At 39.2% G+C, this 16470-nt stretch carries 15 protein-coding genes; 2 read left to right on the forward strand and 13 right to left on the reverse strand.

The window, feature by feature from the left end; translation table 11 throughout:
* Positions 1 to 63 precede the first annotated feature (63 nt).
* The 12 genes from AMDU4_RS07910 to AMDU4_RS07965 form a co-directional block, all read right to left on the reverse strand.
* A complete protein-coding gene (locus AMDU4_RS07910; protein ID WP_342765603.1) occupies positions 64 to 1017 on the reverse strand; it encodes a transketolase family protein in 954 nt (317 codons plus the stop codon).
* Positions 1018 to 1020: 3 nt separating this feature from the next.
* Positions 1021 to 2436 carry an RNA-guided endonuclease IscB gene (gene iscB / locus AMDU4_RS07915; protein ID WP_290704638.1) on the reverse strand — a complete coding sequence of 472 codons (1416 nt, stop codon included), beginning with the start codon at positions 2434 to 2436 and terminating at the stop codon, positions 1021 to 1023.
* A gap of 30 nt (positions 2437 to 2466) precedes the next feature.
* The gene (locus AMDU4_RS07920; RefSeq protein WP_021787462.1) at positions 2467 to 2781 is read right to left on the reverse strand and encodes a hypothetical protein; all 315 of its coding nucleotides are present in this window, start codon (positions 2779 to 2781) and stop codon (positions 2467 to 2469) included.
* Entirely contained in the window at positions 2732 to 3712 is a 981-nt protein-coding gene (gene cbiE / locus AMDU4_RS07925; RefSeq protein ID WP_021787463.1) for a precorrin-6y C5,15-methyltransferase (decarboxylating) subunit CbiE, read from the reverse strand. The genes AMDU4_RS07920 and cbiE overlap by 50 nt, the downstream gene beginning before the upstream one ends.
* Positions 3699 to 4988 (reverse strand): uroporphyrinogen-III C-methyltransferase, encoded by a 1290-nt coding sequence (gene cobA, locus AMDU4_RS07930; protein WP_021787464.1) that lies wholly within the window; start codon positions 4986 to 4988, stop codon positions 3699 to 3701. Before cobA ends, cbiE begins: the two co-directional genes overlap by 14 nt.
* 462 nt (positions 4989 to 5450) lie before the next feature.
* Positions 5451 to 6713, reverse strand: a complete 1263-nt coding sequence (locus AMDU4_RS07935) for a VWA domain-containing protein (RefSeq protein ID WP_021787465.1) — start codon at positions 6711 to 6713, stop codon at positions 5451 to 5453.
* A gap of 5 nt (positions 6714 to 6718) precedes the next feature.
* A complete protein-coding gene (locus tag AMDU4_RS07940; protein WP_021787466.1) occupies positions 6719 to 7885 on the reverse strand; it encodes an AAA family ATPase in 1167 nt (388 codons plus the stop codon).
* Between the two features lie 153 nt (positions 7886 to 8038).
* Entirely contained in the window at positions 8039 to 9055 is a 1017-nt protein-coding gene (locus AMDU4_RS07945; RefSeq protein WP_290704641.1) for a mechanosensitive ion channel family protein, read from the reverse strand.
* Between the two features lie 34 nt (positions 9056 to 9089).
* Positions 9090 to 9215 carry a hypothetical protein gene (locus AMDU4_RS07950; protein WP_290704644.1) on the reverse strand — a complete coding sequence of 42 codons (126 nt, stop codon included), beginning with the start codon at positions 9213 to 9215 and terminating at the stop codon, positions 9090 to 9092.
* Complete coding sequence (gene serS, locus AMDU4_RS07955; RefSeq protein WP_290704647.1) at positions 9215 to 10546, reverse strand: serine--tRNA ligase; 1332 nt, start codon at positions 10544 to 10546, stop codon at positions 9215 to 9217. Before serS ends, AMDU4_RS07950 begins: the two co-directional genes overlap by 1 nt.
* 56 nt (positions 10547 to 10602) lie before the next feature.
* Positions 10603 to 11364: a diphthine synthase gene (gene dph5 / locus AMDU4_RS07960; RefSeq protein WP_021787469.1), complete on the reverse strand. Its 762-nt coding sequence runs from the start codon at positions 11362 to 11364 to the stop codon at positions 10603 to 10605.
* A gap of 2 nt (positions 11365 to 11366) precedes the next feature.
* Positions 11367 to 12572: a phosphopyruvate hydratase gene (locus tag AMDU4_RS07965; RefSeq protein WP_021787470.1), complete on the reverse strand. Its 1206-nt coding sequence runs from the start codon at positions 12570 to 12572 to the stop codon at positions 11367 to 11369.
* 360 nt (positions 12573 to 12932) lie between these two features.
* Between AMDU4_RS07965 and lonB the strand changes: the two genes are divergently transcribed.
* Positions 12933 to 14909, forward strand: a complete 1977-nt coding sequence (gene lonB / locus AMDU4_RS07970; protein ID WP_021787471.1) for an ATP-dependent protease LonB — start codon at positions 12933 to 12935, stop codon at positions 14907 to 14909.
* A complete protein-coding gene (gene cgi121, locus AMDU4_RS07975; protein ID WP_021787472.1) occupies positions 14899 to 15321 on the forward strand; it encodes a KEOPS complex subunit Cgi121 in 423 nt (140 codons plus the stop codon). The genes lonB and cgi121 overlap by 11 nt, the downstream gene beginning before the upstream one ends.
* On the opposite strand, the gene AMDU4_RS07980 is transcribed toward cgi121, so the two are convergent.
* The gene (locus tag AMDU4_RS07980) at positions 15311 to 16201 is read right to left on the reverse strand and encodes a carbohydrate kinase family protein (protein ID WP_021787473.1); all 891 of its coding nucleotides are present in this window, start codon (positions 16199 to 16201) and stop codon (positions 15311 to 15313) included. The two genes, cgi121 and AMDU4_RS07980, sit on opposite strands and share 11 nt — an antisense overlap.
* Positions 16202 to 16470: the final 269 nt, after the last annotated feature.

Raw genomic sequence — 16470 nt, forward strand, 5'->3', positions numbered from 1 at the left:
TCTATCAGTCCAACTGGTTCGCTTCCCTGATTTCATCAATATCTGCTGTATCTATAAATATCTTCATTTACTACACCTCCTAAAGAATTCGTCTGTTTTTTTTACTATATCATTTACCCCTATATGAAAATAATCGAATAGTTCCATTCCCTTTCCGCTTTTCCCGAAAATATCCGGCATTCCTATTCTCATAAGAGGCACAGGGTATTCCTCTGCTGTGACCTCTGCAACCCTGGATCCCAATCCATTGTATATGGAGTGCTCTTCAGCGGTAATTATTCTTCCGGTTTCCCTGGCTGCCTTTATTATTGCCGGGCGGTCTATGGGTTTTATGGATGACATATTAATGACTCTGGCATCTATGCCCCTGCTTTTCAGTTGCTCAGCAGCTGTCAGTGCAAATGAGACCATTATTCCGTATGCCATTATGGTCAAATCCGACCCATCCCGGAATGTAATAGATTTGCCTTCCCTGAATTCATAGTTTGCGTCATTCAGCACGGGAAATTTTTCTCTTGTAAGCCTGACATAGTAAGGGGATGTTTTCTTTTCTGACAGGTAATCCACCACACTAACTGTTTCAACGGAATCTACAGGTACTATAACCTTCATATTTGGGAGTCCGGACATGATTCCAACATCCTCCAGTATCTGGTGTGTTGGCCCGTCTTCTCCAAGAGAAATTCCAGAATGTGTAACCACAAAATTCACAGGTGCCTCATTATAGCACACAGACTGCCTGATAACATTGTATGTATTGCTGAGGAATACTGCAAATGTTGAGGCAAATACTGTTTTTCCTGCAAGGGAAAGCCCGGCAGCCGCTGTTACCATGGACTGCTCAGATATGCCCATATTGAAAAACCTTTCAGGGAATTTTTTTCCGAACACACTGGTTTTTGTGGATGATGAGAGATCCGCATCCAGCACTACAATATCCTTATTTTTCTCCCCAAGGGATGCCAGTTCCTTTCCATATGCCTCCCTGAGGCTTTCCATCCTATCCATTTTCTGCATCATCTAACTCCCCTCCAAAGAGACCATATGCGATAGCGTGGGGAGGAATTGGGTAGTGAACCTCAGTCCCTTGCCGTATTTTACTAACTTTACCTTCTTTATGTTAACATCCATCTTCTTTTCACCATTCATTATTATTACATAATTTCCATAACTATGAACCCCAACAACGCCGTATCTGCTCTCCCCGAATTCCACTACATCACCGGGTTGTAAGGGGTATCTTCTCCTTCTTATTGATGGCCTGAATCCCTTTCTGTTAATTTGAAGGGAACGGTTATTTCTCCTTCTCTGTGTTACATCAAAAACAGTGGATCTTGCCTGCGTGGTTCCTCCAGCAATCACAAATGCATCGTTGGCATGGCTCTTATCCAGCCCAAGGGATATGCGGTTCTTCTTTGTTATGTACCCGAATGTGTATGCTGATCCTGTAAGCTGAGTGAGCTTCCACCTTACAATATTCATGAATGTTGCATCTTTTAATGATTTCAGTGCTCTCTTTCTCACTTCAGGATATCCAAACTCTTCTGCGGTAAGGTTGTTCTTCTTCTGGTTGCATTCATGGCATGAGATGGCAAGGTTGTCTACTGTATCAGGGCCATTTCTTGATCTTGGTGTGAGATGTTCTATTTCCATTGGTACATTGGTCTTTCTACAGTACACACACTTTCTATGGAATTTCTCAAGGAGGTATTCCCTGATCTCATATCCCTGAAGTTCTCCCTGCTGGTATTCTATCCCACTTATCTCAGGGTTCTTCATCTTCTGCTGATCGAATGAAGCAACCTCAATAATAACCTTGGATACGGGAAGTATTTTTTTCAGTTTCTCAATCAGTCTTATATGAGTCTGTAGTTTGTGAGCTATGCTAGGTGCAAACCATCCCTTACTATTATTTCCCCTGTTTATGAACTGTGGTTGCCTGTACCACAGCCTGTTTCTCCTGCCTCTGCGATACATGGATTTCTCCACGTTCAGTTTTGGCATGTCAGTTCTCATGACAGCTTCTCCCGAGATTAATTCTCTTTTTTCTGTTACCACAGAGAATCCAATGTGCTTGTATCCTGCATCTATACCTAATGTTACTGGCTGCTTTGTCTCTCCGGTTGCATATAGAAGTTGGATAGTGAATGGATTTGAACTGATCACCCTTGCCCTGTTATGTTTTAAAAGTCTTCTCGCCTTTCCTGGTGATGTTGGCATTAAAGGTTCGTTGCGCATGTTTATGACGGGAACCCTCAGGTCCTGTCCAGTCATGCCTGACTGTATGTCCACATCGGGGGTGTTAGAAGGGGTTTTTAAACCATGCACACTGAGAGTTTCCTCTCTGTTTAATGCATGATCACAGTTGCCACGGACTTGTGGAGCATCCGCAGGTGTGTATGTATCTCTCCTATCTAACTTCTGCCTTTCTTTCATGTTTTTCTCCATGTTTTTAAAGCCCCCTAATCAACTCTTGTGTTGTCCCTCACGGAACAAGCCCCCTGCGTGAGCTGGGGGTAGTTGACTTTTCCTCACCTTTATGATATAAATTTGATCAAGGGGAACAAATCTAGTGTACATAGATATTGAATCAAGCCTTGATATATTGGCCTGGATCACCTCACAGTGCAATTTATTTTCCCTCAGATATGCCATGAGTGCCTGAAAATTTTCAAGAGTTGCAATATTTGCCACTATCCTGCCTCCCTTCCTGATTCTCCCATATGAATATTCAAAAATTTTTGTTATGTTGCCTGATGATCCCTCCGATAAATATTGCATCTGGGTCCGGCAGGCTTTCCAGAGCTTCCGGAGCCTTTCCGTTTATTATATTTATATCTGTGGAAAATTTAATCATATTTTCCTCTATATAGCCACATAGAACTTTCTCTTTTTCAATTGCATAAACCTTTCCGTCAACGTCCATAAGGGATGCATATATTGCTACAGAACCTGACCCTGAACCTATATCCCATAGTGTGTCTCCATTATTCAGCTCAAGTTCTGAAATAGAGATTTCACGAATTTCCCTTTTAGTAATATTGTCGTTTTTCCGTAAAAATGCATTATCATCCGGCAATTGAGTGTTATTATTCCCATTCTTCTTCAGAACCATTATGTTTAACGCGTCAAATTTTCTTCCTATTACTTCATCTAACGCATATTTTCCTATTTTTTCATAGCTGTATCCGAGCCTCTCAAAAATATATATGATGTAATCCTTCAGCCCGAAAATTTTCATATATTCTGCTATATTTGAGGGAGTATTGTTGGAATCGGTGAACAGAGCAATTTTAACATTATTCCTGATCTTCTGTGCCAGTCCCTTGACAGGCCTCCCGTGGAGGCTGATGGTACGTATGTTATTTGCATCCATCCCGATCCTTGAGAGGGCTACCTGAAGGGAACTTACTTCAGGAACAATAGAAATTTCACTTACATCATAATGTTCAGTTATATATTTCCCTATTCCAAAGAAAATAGGGTCTCCAGACGCTATTACCGTTATAATTTTTCCCTCCGTAAAGGCATTCGCCAATTCAACTGAGAATTCCTTCAGGGTTCCAATACCTAATAGCTGTGCATTGGTTTCAGGAATGAGTTCCCTGTTTCTTTTTCCGGAAAATATTACCTGGCTTTCTCTTATGCATTTCTGGGCTTCTGGATTTATGGGCCTTCCCGGAAAGATTCCCACAATGTTAATTCTCTTCATTTTTCCCACCAAAATAAGACATGACCACACTATTTAAGTTTTTATAGGGATACTTTACCCTTATTATACCTGTTTTATCAGGAATGTGGATACCATCAGGCAAATTATCTGACTGGCTTCCAATTATTATAAGATCTGATTTTGAAATATAATCCTCCATGTAACTGCCCATCTCTACAGGCCTCAATTTGGCCGCCTGGAGTTCACCCTGGTTCGTAAATCCAATTTTTATGTAACTGCTGTCTGCTCTGGATATATCACAGACATCAAAGATGCCATATTTTTGTAGCAAGATTTTTCCAGTGGAATCGGTTGCGATTTTGCCTAACCATCTCAGATCAAAGCCGCTGGACTTGAATATATCCATCAATATACTGGTAAAACGGCCATCACATGCGATATTTTTACCGTAAAGAGCTGTTGTGGAAATATCTCCAGGAAACACGTCAGCGGACCTAATTTTGAATACAGTGAATCCCATACTCTCCAGATAGCCAGTGTCTGGAGCGCAAAGATCATAAAATATCGTTATGATTTTGCCGGAATATTTTCTGTTTTCAGACTGGCAGAATATTTCATGATATGGCACAACGTCTCCGATTACTATAAGTGATGGGGATTCATTATAGGTATAGTTTATATTTCCCAGTTTTCCGGTAAAAGTCTTCTGATAATTGTATGTTCCGTTTTCTATCAATGCTATGGGCAAAGATGGGTCATAGCCTGCAGAAAGAAGCGTGGCTATTATGCCCTTGAGATTATGTGCACCCATAAATATAACCATGGTATACATCCTGCATTTAAAAGTCCTGCAATCAGGTATATTGAGGTTTTCTACATTGTTGCCGGTAGTGACCAGTATTCCGTGGTTTACATTTCTGTGCGTCAGTGGTATTCCTGCGGATTCAGGTACAGCTATGAGTGACGAAATGCCTGGAACAATTTCATACTCAATATTATTCTTTATTAGCTCCTCTATTTCCTCGCCACCGCGGCCGAACATGAATGGGTCGCCGCCTTTCAGTCTCACAACCACGTGGAATTTCAATGTTTCATCCACGATTATTCTGTTTATTTCCTCCTGTGATATCCTTTTTACATAGGGTTTTTTGCCCACATAGATTCTACGTGCACCCTGCCGGGCATAGTCGAGAATTTCAGGATTAACAAGGTGGTCATAAATTATGGTATCCGCCTCTCCAATAATTTTTACGGCCTTAACTGTAAGCAAATCTTTGTTTCCGGGCCCGCATCCAACTATATACGCTTTTCCCATCCATAAGGCATTTTAATCTGGTATATGTTTTTACGTATCATTTATCAGGCACGGGTTATTTTACGGCCATCGGAGGAAGATAACTCCAGCCTTCAGGGCGTAAATGAATTGCAAAGTATACACTGTTTCTGAAACAGAGAGCATGATGGAAAATCCTTCAATAAAATCCTCTATGAGAGGTTGGGAACACCTCTGTGTTCCTACTGGTTCTGAGATGAATAAAAGTGCATGCTGATTGTGCTGAGACAGATATATGCCCAAGAACATTTGTGCCTTTATAGCGGTTTGCCTGAAATAGGCAATGGGTTCTCATAAAATTGTGTAGGCTGTGGATAATGGAGGCAAAAGTGAGAACCCTCGATGATTTAGCTGAGGATATTGTGTGAGATAGTTTATATAAATTTCTGGCAGGAAATATTTTAACAATTGCCCGTGAAAATTTTCCCTCGCAGGTTCTAAAAATTAAACTGACCTTGCAAGGCCAAGCAATTCCAAAGCACCGGATTCATTTAATTTTGCATCCATATATGTGGTGCTTATTTTTTTAAGGCCCTCGTTATAGCCATTTATCATAACTGTTATCAGTTTAGTTTCATTTTTTTTCCCGAAATAGTCCTGCATATTCACCTTGTCCTCCCCGTCTGTGATTATTATAATAGTATTGGTTTCACTGGCCATTTTCCCATTCTGAAGGTCTCTCAGGGCAGTTTTTAGGGCACATTCTATACACGTCCCTTTATTTGCCTCCACCGTTAATATATTCTCTACAATGTCAAATGGGCTATTCAACAGGTCATGGGGCTTATTGTCAAAAAACCTGAAAAAATATTTCCTCCCCTTGTTCTTTGATATTCTGAAGAGTGCAAGTGCAACTGATCTTGACCATAGAGTTTTATCTCCTTCATACATGCTTCCACTTTTGTCCAATAGAACATAATAGGCTCCCGGGCTAAGCAGGCGTTTTTCCTTACCGGTAAACCCATTTATTATCTTTGAATAGAAAATTTCATCAGGCATTGCAAGTTCTCTTGAAAGCACATTTGATATATGCCTTGTTTTATAATACCCTGCAAGTTCGCCGGTATTTGAAAATGCCCTCATCTTCTTTGTGTAGCGCGGCATAATATCAATAAGTTTATTGGCCATTGTTAGTATCTTGTCGGCATTTTCAACCTTCATAGCCTTATCTGTAAGATCAATGAGGCTATCCACGGACAAGCCTTCTTTCCTGCCTGTATTGCCCCCGGGATTTTTGTCTTTTATTATTTTCTCAATTTCATGGGCCATTTCTATCTTCTTAGATGCACCTTCCATTGATTTTTCTATTGTTTTTGGATTAAGTGATTCACTGGAATTTCCGTTTCTGGCGGCATTTTTTTTGGCATTTTCATTTAATGCCTTCATAAAATTTATGCTGTAAAGCATGGATAACCTGTCGTTCAGGTGTGAATATGTCTTTGCCTGAGTGAATTCCTTCGTTTTTGTCATATAATCCATTCTGAGCCTTATGCTTTCCATCAATTCATTGCTATTTTTCTGGTTTTTGACAGTGACCAGACCGGAATAAAAAAGAAAGTAAAGGTCAGAGGCCGCCGTTTTGATATCCTCAGCTGAGTTTCTATCCAGATCTATATTCACACGCCTGACAAGTCTCTCCCTGGTTATTTTATACACAGTGCTTGTCTGTGATATTCCATTTATGTTGCTTCTTGGATTTCCAGCCATCCCTGTCACTTCCCCTTTAGCTTTTCATATCTGGATCCGGCAAACTCCAGCGATGAATTAATCCTGTTTACTATGTCTCTGTGATAAGGTGAATTGTCGCTTCCCAGTTCATATTTCATTCTCTCAAGTTTTTTAATGTATATCTCAAGCAGACTCAGCTGGTCAAGAACAACGTTATATGGTGAATTCCTGTTTATGGCGTCCTCTGTGGACTGAATAAGTGATTTTGTTTCTTCCATGGTGGTTTCTGCCTTCTGGACTATGTCGGATTTATTTTCAAGCTTGGAATCAATTATTGCTGCCTCTATTTTCGGCATGTAATCTTCAGAGTCTGCACTGTATCTCATAGCCATGGCCACATCGTTTCCTGTAACAGATTTCGAATCCATAAGAATGCTGAATGCTGCCGCTATTTTAAGTAGTTTTATTTTTCTTCTGTCGCTGAGTATAACATCATTCTCCTCAAGCTGGAACAATGCTTCCATATAACGGTCTATAACATTGTTATTATCAGACCTGATCATATTCATCCTTGCCACAGCTTCTGATTGGAGCTTTCTGACATCATCAAGATCCAGGAAAGGTTTTTCCATTGTAGAACTGGATTCCATATTTATCCCCTTTTCAAGCAAATCCCTGAGAATTGTACGCTCCACATAGCTGTGGAATATCTTTATGGGATATCTGTCATAGAGTGCCATGTCTTCCTCATCATCTGATATCTCATTACTGGCTGAATAAATCCCAAGGAGGTCAAGGTCTATCATTGCTCCCCCATTGGGCAATCTGCGGTTCAGCATAATGTCAAGCAGGGTATTCCTTATGGCAGAACTTGACTTGAATATTTCATCCAAAAATACTATATTAGCATCCGGAAGTTTGCCTGTGGTTATATTTCTGTATTCCCCATTTTTTAATGCAGTTATATCTATGGGGCCAAGAAGTTCTTCTGGCTCAGTAAATTTTGTGAGCAAATAATAAAAGTACCGTGCATTGATTAATCTGCTCATTGTATCAATAATTGACGTCTTTGCTGTTCCAGGCGGCCCAACAAGAAGAGTTGGTTCACCAGAAATCAAACCTGCAAGTACACCATTAATCACGTCTTCCCTGCCAACGAACGTATTTGTTAGGTAATTTTTAACTTCAAAGATCTTGCTGATGTTTTTCATGGCTATAACAAATTAAAACAATGTTTTATAAATCTATCTATTTTCAAATTCAATACCTTATGTTGAGGTACTTACTCTCTATGTGGGTAATATATTATTATGTTGGTCTCTCATTGGGAGTTGGCAATTAAAAAATTTTTTTGGTTAAGCCCTTTACTGTTTTTTCTCATCACCTTTAGGCTGATTTTCTGCTTTCAGTTTATTATAGATATTTTCAAACACCAGATTAGTGTCATTTATCACTTTATCCATAGATTTACCAGAAAGCTTAACTTTGGCAAGAAAGGTATTGGTTGATCCGCCTCTTGCAAGGAGTATTACCCCAGAATCTGGCAACTGTTTTGATACCTCCTCAATTACTTTTTCAGAGGATACATCTGAGTTCAGTACTATACTTAATGGATATATATTTTCAGGACCTTCCCACATTGAATTGGGGCCAAGCACATTGAACCTTGATTTCACATTCCAGTATGCTGAATCCAGGGCCATATTGGCTCTAGCTATTTTTTCATTTAATTCGGTCACCTCATCAAAAGTAATTAAAGCCTCAAAGGTGTTGCTAATACCATTTTTTGTTGAAAGGAAAAATTTTATATCGCTAAAATCATTGTTATTCTTTATTTCTTGAAGTATCTTGTCAGCTGGGACATCAGCCTGTGCAGTTATATTCAAGGGATAGATATAACTGCCGCCATCATTTCTGTACTCTGTGATTACACTGTTGCCAAGTATTTCTGAATTTGGCAGATAGATAACATTGTTGTCCTTCGTGAGCATCTTAGAAAAAAGAGTTTTCACCTCGACTATTTTTCCGGTTGTTTCAACACTCCATACCCATGAATTGACAGATATGGTCTCACCAAACTTCAGGGTGTTTGATGATGTGGCAAACACACTGGAGAGAACATTTGATGCAACTGTCTGGACTGCAAGCCCAAGTACTATGCCACCAATGGCACTGCCGGCAAGTATGCCTGTAACGCTTACATGAAATGCGCTCAGTACGAGGGCCATTATAACAACGTAAAATACTATTCTTATTATCAGGGAAATTCCATATAAGCCCTTATTTGTTTTTATTATAACTTCACGGATGTATCTGACAAATGATCCTACTACCAGAAGCCCTATAATCAATATTGTTACTGCATGAACAGCCTCAATCACAAAAGATTCATAGGATTTGTATTGTGGGAGAAATTTAGTTATTATGATAGTCGATAAGATATCCGGCAAGAATGGTAAATGCAATTCCCACTATGACTTCGACGACTATTTTTGCTATCTGGTCCCTTCTCCGCGCCAGTTTTGATTTAGTTTTTGGCATTATTTATCCTCCATACCTATTTCACTGAATCCCGTATATGGTATAAGCACATCAGGTACCCTTATGCAATCTTCTTCCTGATAGTTTTCTATTATTGCTACTAAAACTCTCTCTGTGGCTATAGCTGTACTATTAAGCGTGTGTACAAATTTATTTCCGTCCTTTGTTCTGTACCGGATGTTCAACGATCTCGCCTGGTAATCTGTATCATTTGATGCAGATACTACCTCCCTGAATTTTCCCTGTGATGGATACCATACCTCTATGTCGTATTTCTTTGCAGCCAGGCTACCAAGGTCTCCGGAACATATATTCACTATTCTGTATGGCAATCCGAGACTTTTGTATATATCTTCGGAATTAGTCACCAGTTCATTGAAAAAATCCCACGATTCTTCAGGACGGCAATAGATGAATTGTTCTATCTTGTTGAACTGGTGAACCCGGAATATTCCCTTGGTATCCTTTCCATGTGCACCTGCTTCCCTTCTGAAACATGGGGAAACACCACTTACCCTCAATGGCAATTCAGACTCTTCCAGTATTTCTCCGGACAGCATAGATGCCAGTGGATGTTCTGCGGTTGCTATTAGATAAAGGTCGTCCCCCTCGATTTTGTATAATGATTCCTTGAATGTTTCTATATCTGTAGCACCGGACATAGAGGCATAGTTAATCATAAATGGTGGTTCCATTACTGAAAAGTTTCTCTGGGAAAGAAAATCTACTGCATAATTTATCAGTGCAAGTTCAAGCTTGAACAGTCTATTTTTCAGGAAATAAAATCTGGAACCTGCTATCTTTCCAGCTCTTTCAATATCGGCCAGATTGTATTTTTCCATGAGGGTTTGATGGTCAATCGGTTTTTTATCTAATACAGTATAATTTTTAGAATTATTACTATTCTCCATAAAATAGTCCAGGTCCCTATTGTAAACCTTTGAATTGCCAAAGTATTTCACAATTTTACTGTTTTCATCCCCGCTGCATATGGGAACATCATCTGCAAGCAGATTGGGTATCAGCCTTACTATTTCATTTCTCTTAGCTTCTATCCCCTTTTGCTCTTCTTCCATATCGCTTATTTTTTTGTTGATTCCCTGCACTTCCGGCTTTAAACTGTCTATATCCTCTCCTTTCTTAATCATCGTGGAAATACTGGATGTCACCATATTTTTTTTATGTCTGCACTCATTTAATATCTTAAGATTCTCTCTCCATCTGGAATCCAGGGAGAAAAATTCGTCCAAAATATCTGTGTTAAAGCCTCTGGCTTTGCATGAGCTGTAGAATATTTCCCTGTCTGATCTGAGAAGTTTTATGTCTATCATAATTTGACCTTTCATAATTGATAGAAATATAGTATATGTTTTTTATGATAATTTGATTAAATTTTCATTGCAAATGTATTCAAAAATTCATTTTCCACATCATTCATCCTGGACGGGATTATTATGGAGGCTGGTGAACCCTGTGGATTATATTCCATTATTTTTTCCAGAGTTCCATATATTATTCTTTCATTTTCAGAGGCAATTCCTATTCCTGCTATGACAATGATACCGGAATTTATGAGCCCTTTACCTTTTTTTTCCTCCATTTTCTGAAGTATAGATAAAGCCTCACATACCTGCATAGTTTTTCCGTCCTTCAAATCAAGCAATAAAAGTGTGTGCATACTGTTTGAATAATTAGTGTAAATCCTCTCATATACACTGACAGGAAAAAAATTTTCATAAACAAATGGCATGGACACAATATTTCCAAATTTATAATTGAATAGCCCGGTCCTGGAAATAAATGCAGTGATTATGGACGCATTTTCGAATATTTTGACTTCTATACCGGATTTCTTCGCTTCCATTCGAAGTTCATTGTGTGTTGTCGCAGATAATGCATCCCCGGTGACAAGCAAGGTAACATTCTTATTTTTGGCCTCATTTATTATTTCCTTATCTGTTTCCACCATTTTTCTATCTGCAGGCTTCACGATGCCCTCTGTGAGTGATGGTATTGAATTAATAGTATCCTGGGGCGATATGGATGTATATGTCTCGAAGTATACAATTTCTGATTCCCTAATGGCATCTGCCTCTTCCAGTGTGAGGCTCTTCACCCCTCTCAGTCCCAGGCCCATAATATTGAGCATTTTCAGATCAGATCTTCTTCAAGTCGTATCACTTCATTGAGCTTAGCCAACCTTTCCCCACCTATTGTACCTGTTTTTATAAATTTGGAATTAAAGGCGATGGCAAGATGTGCTATGAAATCATCTGTAGTTTCACCACTTCTATGTGAAACAACTGTCTCCATGGAATTTTTTGTTGCAATTTTCACCGAACTGACAGTATCTGAAAGTGTGCCTATCTGGTTTACCTTTATAAGGACTCCATTGCTGGATTTCATTTCCACTCCCTTTTGAATTCTCGTGGGATTTGTTGTATAAATATCATCTCCAACTATCAGAGCATTTTTCCCTATTTTTTTTGTTATCTCTGCAAAACCTTCAAAATCGTTATCGTATAATGGATCCTCAATAAAGTAAAAACCATGTTCCCTGTTTAATGAAATGGCATAGTCAATTTGTTCATCCTGTGTTTTTGTGGAGGTTTTATAATGATATTTTCCATTTTCATAAAATGAATCGGCTGCAAAGTCCACACCGAGGTAAATCTTCACCTTATTCTCGGATGAGATTTCACTGACAGCTGATTTTATGATGTCTATGGCTTCTTCATCGGACACATCGGCGGTCCATGCCTTTTCATCCCCTAAACCCACGCTTTGCCCCTTGAGTTTCTCAGATAATTTCTCTCCAACTCTTCTATGGACTAAAATGTTGTAATAAACAGAATCATAAAATGTTTTTCCCTGTGAAGAGACAAGAAATTCCTGTATGGTAGTGCCATTTTTAGAATGTTTTCCGCCACCTATAATATTTCCCATGGGGCGTGGAATCTGTGGATGGAGCCCTCCAACATACCTGTATAATGGTATTTCCAGATAGTTTGAAACTGCCTTCGCATTGGCAATGGAAAGTGCTGTGGCAAGGTTTCCTCCCATTTCCGAGAAATTATCAGTGCCATCAAGTTCATGCAATAATGTATCAAATCCACTCTGGTTCAATGCGTTAAAGCCTTTCAATGCATTTCTTACGTGCCTGTTATAGAAATCAATACTATTTTCTATATTATTTTCAGGATATGCAATAACCTCTGTTTTGCCGGTACTTGCGCCAGCCGGTGCAGAGCTAGTTCCAGATGAATAATTTAAGAAAATTGTCGCCTCTATGGCAGGGTTTCCTCTAGAGTCAAATATCTTCCCAATTTTTGAATCCACAATTTCAATATCTTCCATATTAGTATAACACCATAAAAAATATATATTTATGGATATGGGATAATGTGTGCCATTATTTTTACAGTTCAATCTACCAGAAATAAAACCACTGAATTTACGATGTGGATGAATTGTAGTGTGCTAACGAAGGCGTCTTGAAAATCATATTTTTGAGGATTCCTAATAACCCAGAAAATGATCTCTTTAAAATCATTGACTCCTAATTTAAAAACGCGTATTCCTATGCGTCAGCGGAAACCTATCAGGTTAGGGTTCTCGAAAAATCCGAGGTTTTTAGAAATCGTCTTTTATCTTTTTAAATTTAATTAGTTAAAAGAGTATAGGAAAGCTTAATTATTAGGATTAGATAATGATAACGTGGACGTTAATAATAATGATGATGTTGAAGAATGGGTATCTAAATTAGGTGTGAAAAGCACCAAGGAAGTTGAAGTACCCAAACTCCTGTTTAACCAGGTAATCGGTCAGGAACACGCTGGAGAAGTCATAAAAAAAGCAGCTATACAAAAAAGACACGTCCTTTTAATTGGTGAACCTGGAACCGGCAAATCTATGTTAGCACAGTCTATGGTAGATTTCCTTCCAAAAGAGGACTTGGAGGATGTATTATGTTTCCCCAATCCAGAAGACCCAAACAAACCAAAAATTAAGACCTTCCCGGCAGGTAAGGGAAAGGAAATACTCAGGCAGTATCAGATAAAGGCTGAGAGAGAAAAAAAGGATAGATCCAAGAGCCTTCTTTTTATTGTTTTATCAATCATACTTCTTGGCGCAATCATGGCCATTTATTTATGGCTCAGCAAATTAAGGGGTACCGCCATAGAAATTCTTTTCTTTGCGGTAATTGGAGCGGCATTCCTGTATATAATAATGGCAATGAATCCTGCAGCCCGTATGGAACGTGCGATGGTTCCAAAATTGCTAGTAGGGCATAATCCAAATGATAAGCCGCCTTTCATAGATTCTACTGGCGCTCATTCTGGCGCTCTCCTTGGAGATGTAAGGCATGATCCTTTCCAGTCAGGCGGACTGGAAACTCCCGCTCATGAGAGAGTGGAAGCGGGAAATATGCAAAAATCTGATAAGGGAGTGCTTTTCATAGATGAAATAAATCTGCTCAGGCCAGAAGACCAGCAGGCATTGCTCACGGCAATGCAGGAGAAACGCTTTTCCATATCCGGGCAGAGCGAAAGAAGTGCAGGTGCTATGGTTCAAACTGAACCTGTACCATGCGATTTTGTTCTCGTGGCAGCCGGCAACCTTGATGCAATAAGGAATATGCATCCAGCACTTAGATCCAGGATAAGGGGATATGGATATGAAGTTTATATGTACGATACAATGGATGACAGTGATGATAACAGAAAGAAAATAGTTCAATTTATAGCACAGGAAATTGCAAAGGACAAAAAGATCCCTCCATTCGATGAGAGTGCCATAACGGAAATACTGAAAGAGGCACAGAAACGTGCTGGCAGGAAAGGTAGGCTCACATTAAGACTGAGGGAACTGGGCGGTCTTGTTAGAGTGGCCGGGGACATCGCAGTTACGAATAAACAATCAATAGTGACAGCGGAGGACGTAAATCAGGCCAGAAGCTTAAGCAAACCGGTTGAACAGCAGATAGCTGACAGGGCTATAGAAATCAAGAAACTTTACAAAATGTTTACGGGAACCGGAAGTGCAATAGGAAAAGTCAACGGACTTGCCGTTATGGGATCAACTGATATGTCTGATTTTACAGGAGTTGTCATGCCTATTGTTGCCGAAGTAACCCAGGCGCAGCATCCTCATAATGGTACTGTGTACGCAACTGGAAAGTTGGGGGAAATTGCTAAAGAAGCTGTGCAGAACGTTTCAGCGGTAATAAAGAAAATAAGTGGAAAAAACATTTCAGATGTTGATATACACATACAGTTTGTTGGAACTTACGAGGGTGTTGAGGGCGATTCAGCAAGCGTATCAATAGCCACAGCGGTTATATCAGCCCTTGAGTCCATACCTATTGACCAGACAGTAGCCATGACAGGATCCCTCAGCGTAAGAGGCGATGTACTACCAGTAGGCGGAGTAACAGCAAAGGTTGAAGCAGCAATAGATACCGGCCTGTCAAAGGTCATAGTCCCTGCCTCCAATTTCAATGATATTATACTGGATGAGGCACATAAGGACAAAATACAGATAATAGGTGCTTCAAGAATAGAGGATGTCCTTGAAAATGCCCTGGTAATGGGTATGGAAAAAGATAAATTCCTCCAGAAAATTAAGAACGTTGTAAACCCGGCAACTGATATTAAAAAACCTGTCCAGAGACGAAGAACAAATGTTGTATGATTTACAATATTTTATTTTAACTAAATACGATACCCAAATTTTTGACTATTTGAAGACTAGGAAGGATTTTTTGCAATTAATTGACTGTAATGCCATAATGTCAGAACTACAGTTAAGGGAAGCAATCAGAAAGACTGAACGGTACATACAGCACAACGGGAAAATACATTTTCCAGGAAATGTGCTTCTGATGTATCTATCAAACACTAATCAGATCAATGTTGCCATAAACAGATGTGGCATCAACTCAAAAACCAATCATGGGGTTGTAGTATTTTCAAATAATGCAGATGTAGAATTTCTAGTAAGTGAAGAATTCATAAAACTCGCTGGAAGGCTTATTCCCTATGATCTCTCAGAAAAAGACTTTGAAGTTTTTTCAAATATGGCAAAAGTAGATACTACGATTTAATCAAATTAAACATCGTTAATATATCATTAAATTTAAGATTAAACTCATTTATATTATTCTCAATTGCCTTAGAAGCCGTTATATTTCCTATTAATGCGGAATCCTGAAGGGTAAACCCATTTGAAAGCCCTGTATATAGGCCAGCTCTAAAGGAGTCCCCAGCACCCACAGTATCTACTACATGATCTGACTTGACTGCCGGTACCAGAGTGGATTCTCCATCCTCCACCACAGTCGCTCCTTTCTTTCCCTCAGTTATCACTATATCTTTTACCTTGCTGTATACTGTAATATAGTCGGTATGAAGCAGTTCCAGAAGATGTGTGAACTCTTTTCTGTTCATAATTATCATATCGCTGTGTTCAACCATATACTGTGCAGTTTCACTGTTATATGTATACCATATTTCCTGTCCTGGGTCAAATACAATTCTCGCTTTATTTTCCTGGCTCAATATTTTCTGATATTCCTTTACAGGACCTGTACCTATGTTCAGGTAAAGATAATTTCCATATTCAAATTTTTTTGATGCTTCCCAGTTATTCATGGGTCCCTGGAACATATATGCAATTTGCTCCTTTCCATCAGAGGGAATGTAACAAATAGGCCCAATTTCTCCCGCATCTATATCTACATGTTCTATGCTTATACCCACTTCTTTCAAATTTTCCAGATATTTTGCATGAGAGGTCAGCCCAACAATGGAATAGAGATCAAAATCAAGCCCCAGCGAATTTGCAACATAGGCGAAATTGCCTGCTGTCCCGGCAAATTTTTCCCTTAGCATATCAACCCCTCTGGCTTCACCGGGTGTTGGAAGTGATGATACCGACATACTTACATCAATATTTAAATGTCCAAAGTAAGCGAGAAACTTCATGTCACTGTAATTATGTTTCTATATTTAACAATTAATAGATTATTTCTTACATATATTTTAGTGCATCCGAAATATTTATATGCTAAAAATCCATTGATTTTTATTGAATTATAAAGTATTAACTGCAGTGGCAATAAGTGCAATTCTGGTTGCTATCGTATTTTCAGGAACCAATATTCCATATCCGGGGCACAATCCAACCGATAGGCTAGTGACTGGTAACGGAAATGGGCATGGGAATTCTAGTTTAAGTGGAAATCACGCATTAA

This window comes from Ferroplasma sp. Type II, assembly GCF_000496155.1.

Bases quoted from the DNA above. Each gene is read 5' to 3' on its own strand.
- AMDU4_RS07910 (WP_342765603.1), bottom strand. From the start codon at position 1,017: ATGCAGAAAATGGATAGGATGGAAAGCCTCAGGGAGGCATATGGAAAG.
- iscB (WP_290704638.1), bottom strand. From the start codon at position 2,436: ATGAAAGAAAGGCAGAAGTTAGATAGGAGAGATACATACACACCTGCG.
- AMDU4_RS07920 (WP_021787462.1), bottom strand. From the start codon at position 2,781: ATGCAATATTTATCGGAGGGATCATCAGGCAACATAACAAAAATTTTT.
- cbiE (WP_021787463.1), bottom strand. From the start codon at position 3,712: ATGAAGAGAATTAACATTGTGGGAATCTTTCCGGGAAGGCCCATAAAT.
- cobA (WP_021787464.1), bottom strand. From the start codon at position 4,988: ATGGGAAAAGCGTATATAGTTGGATGCGGGCCCGGAAACAAAGATTTG.
- AMDU4_RS07935 (WP_021787465.1), bottom strand. From the start codon at position 6,713: ATGGCTGGAAATCCAAGAAGCAACATAAATGGAATATCACAGACAAGC.
- AMDU4_RS07940 (WP_021787466.1), bottom strand. From the start codon at position 7,885: ATGAAAAACATCAGCAAGATCTTTGAAGTTAAAAATTACCTAACAAAT.
- AMDU4_RS07950 (WP_290704644.1), bottom strand. From the start codon at position 9,215: ATGCCAAAAACTAAATCAAAACTGGCGCGGAGAAGGGACCAGATAGCA.
- serS (WP_290704647.1), bottom strand. From the start codon at position 10,546: ATGATAGACATAAAACTTCTCAGATCAGACAGGGAAATATTCTACAGC.
- dph5 (WP_021787469.1), bottom strand. From the start codon at position 11,364: ATGCTCAATATTATGGGCCTGGGACTGAGAGGGGTGAAGAGCCTCACA.
- AMDU4_RS07965 (WP_021787470.1), bottom strand. From the start codon at position 12,572: ATGGAAGATATTGAAATTGTGGATTCAAAAATTGGGAAGATATTTGAC.
- cgi121 (WP_021787472.1), top strand. From the start codon at position 14,899: ATGTTGTATGATTTACAATATTTTATTTTAACTAAATACGATACCCAA.
- AMDU4_RS07980 (WP_021787473.1), bottom strand. From the start codon at position 16,201: ATGAAGTTTCTCGCTTACTTTGGACATTTAAATATTGATGTAAGTATG.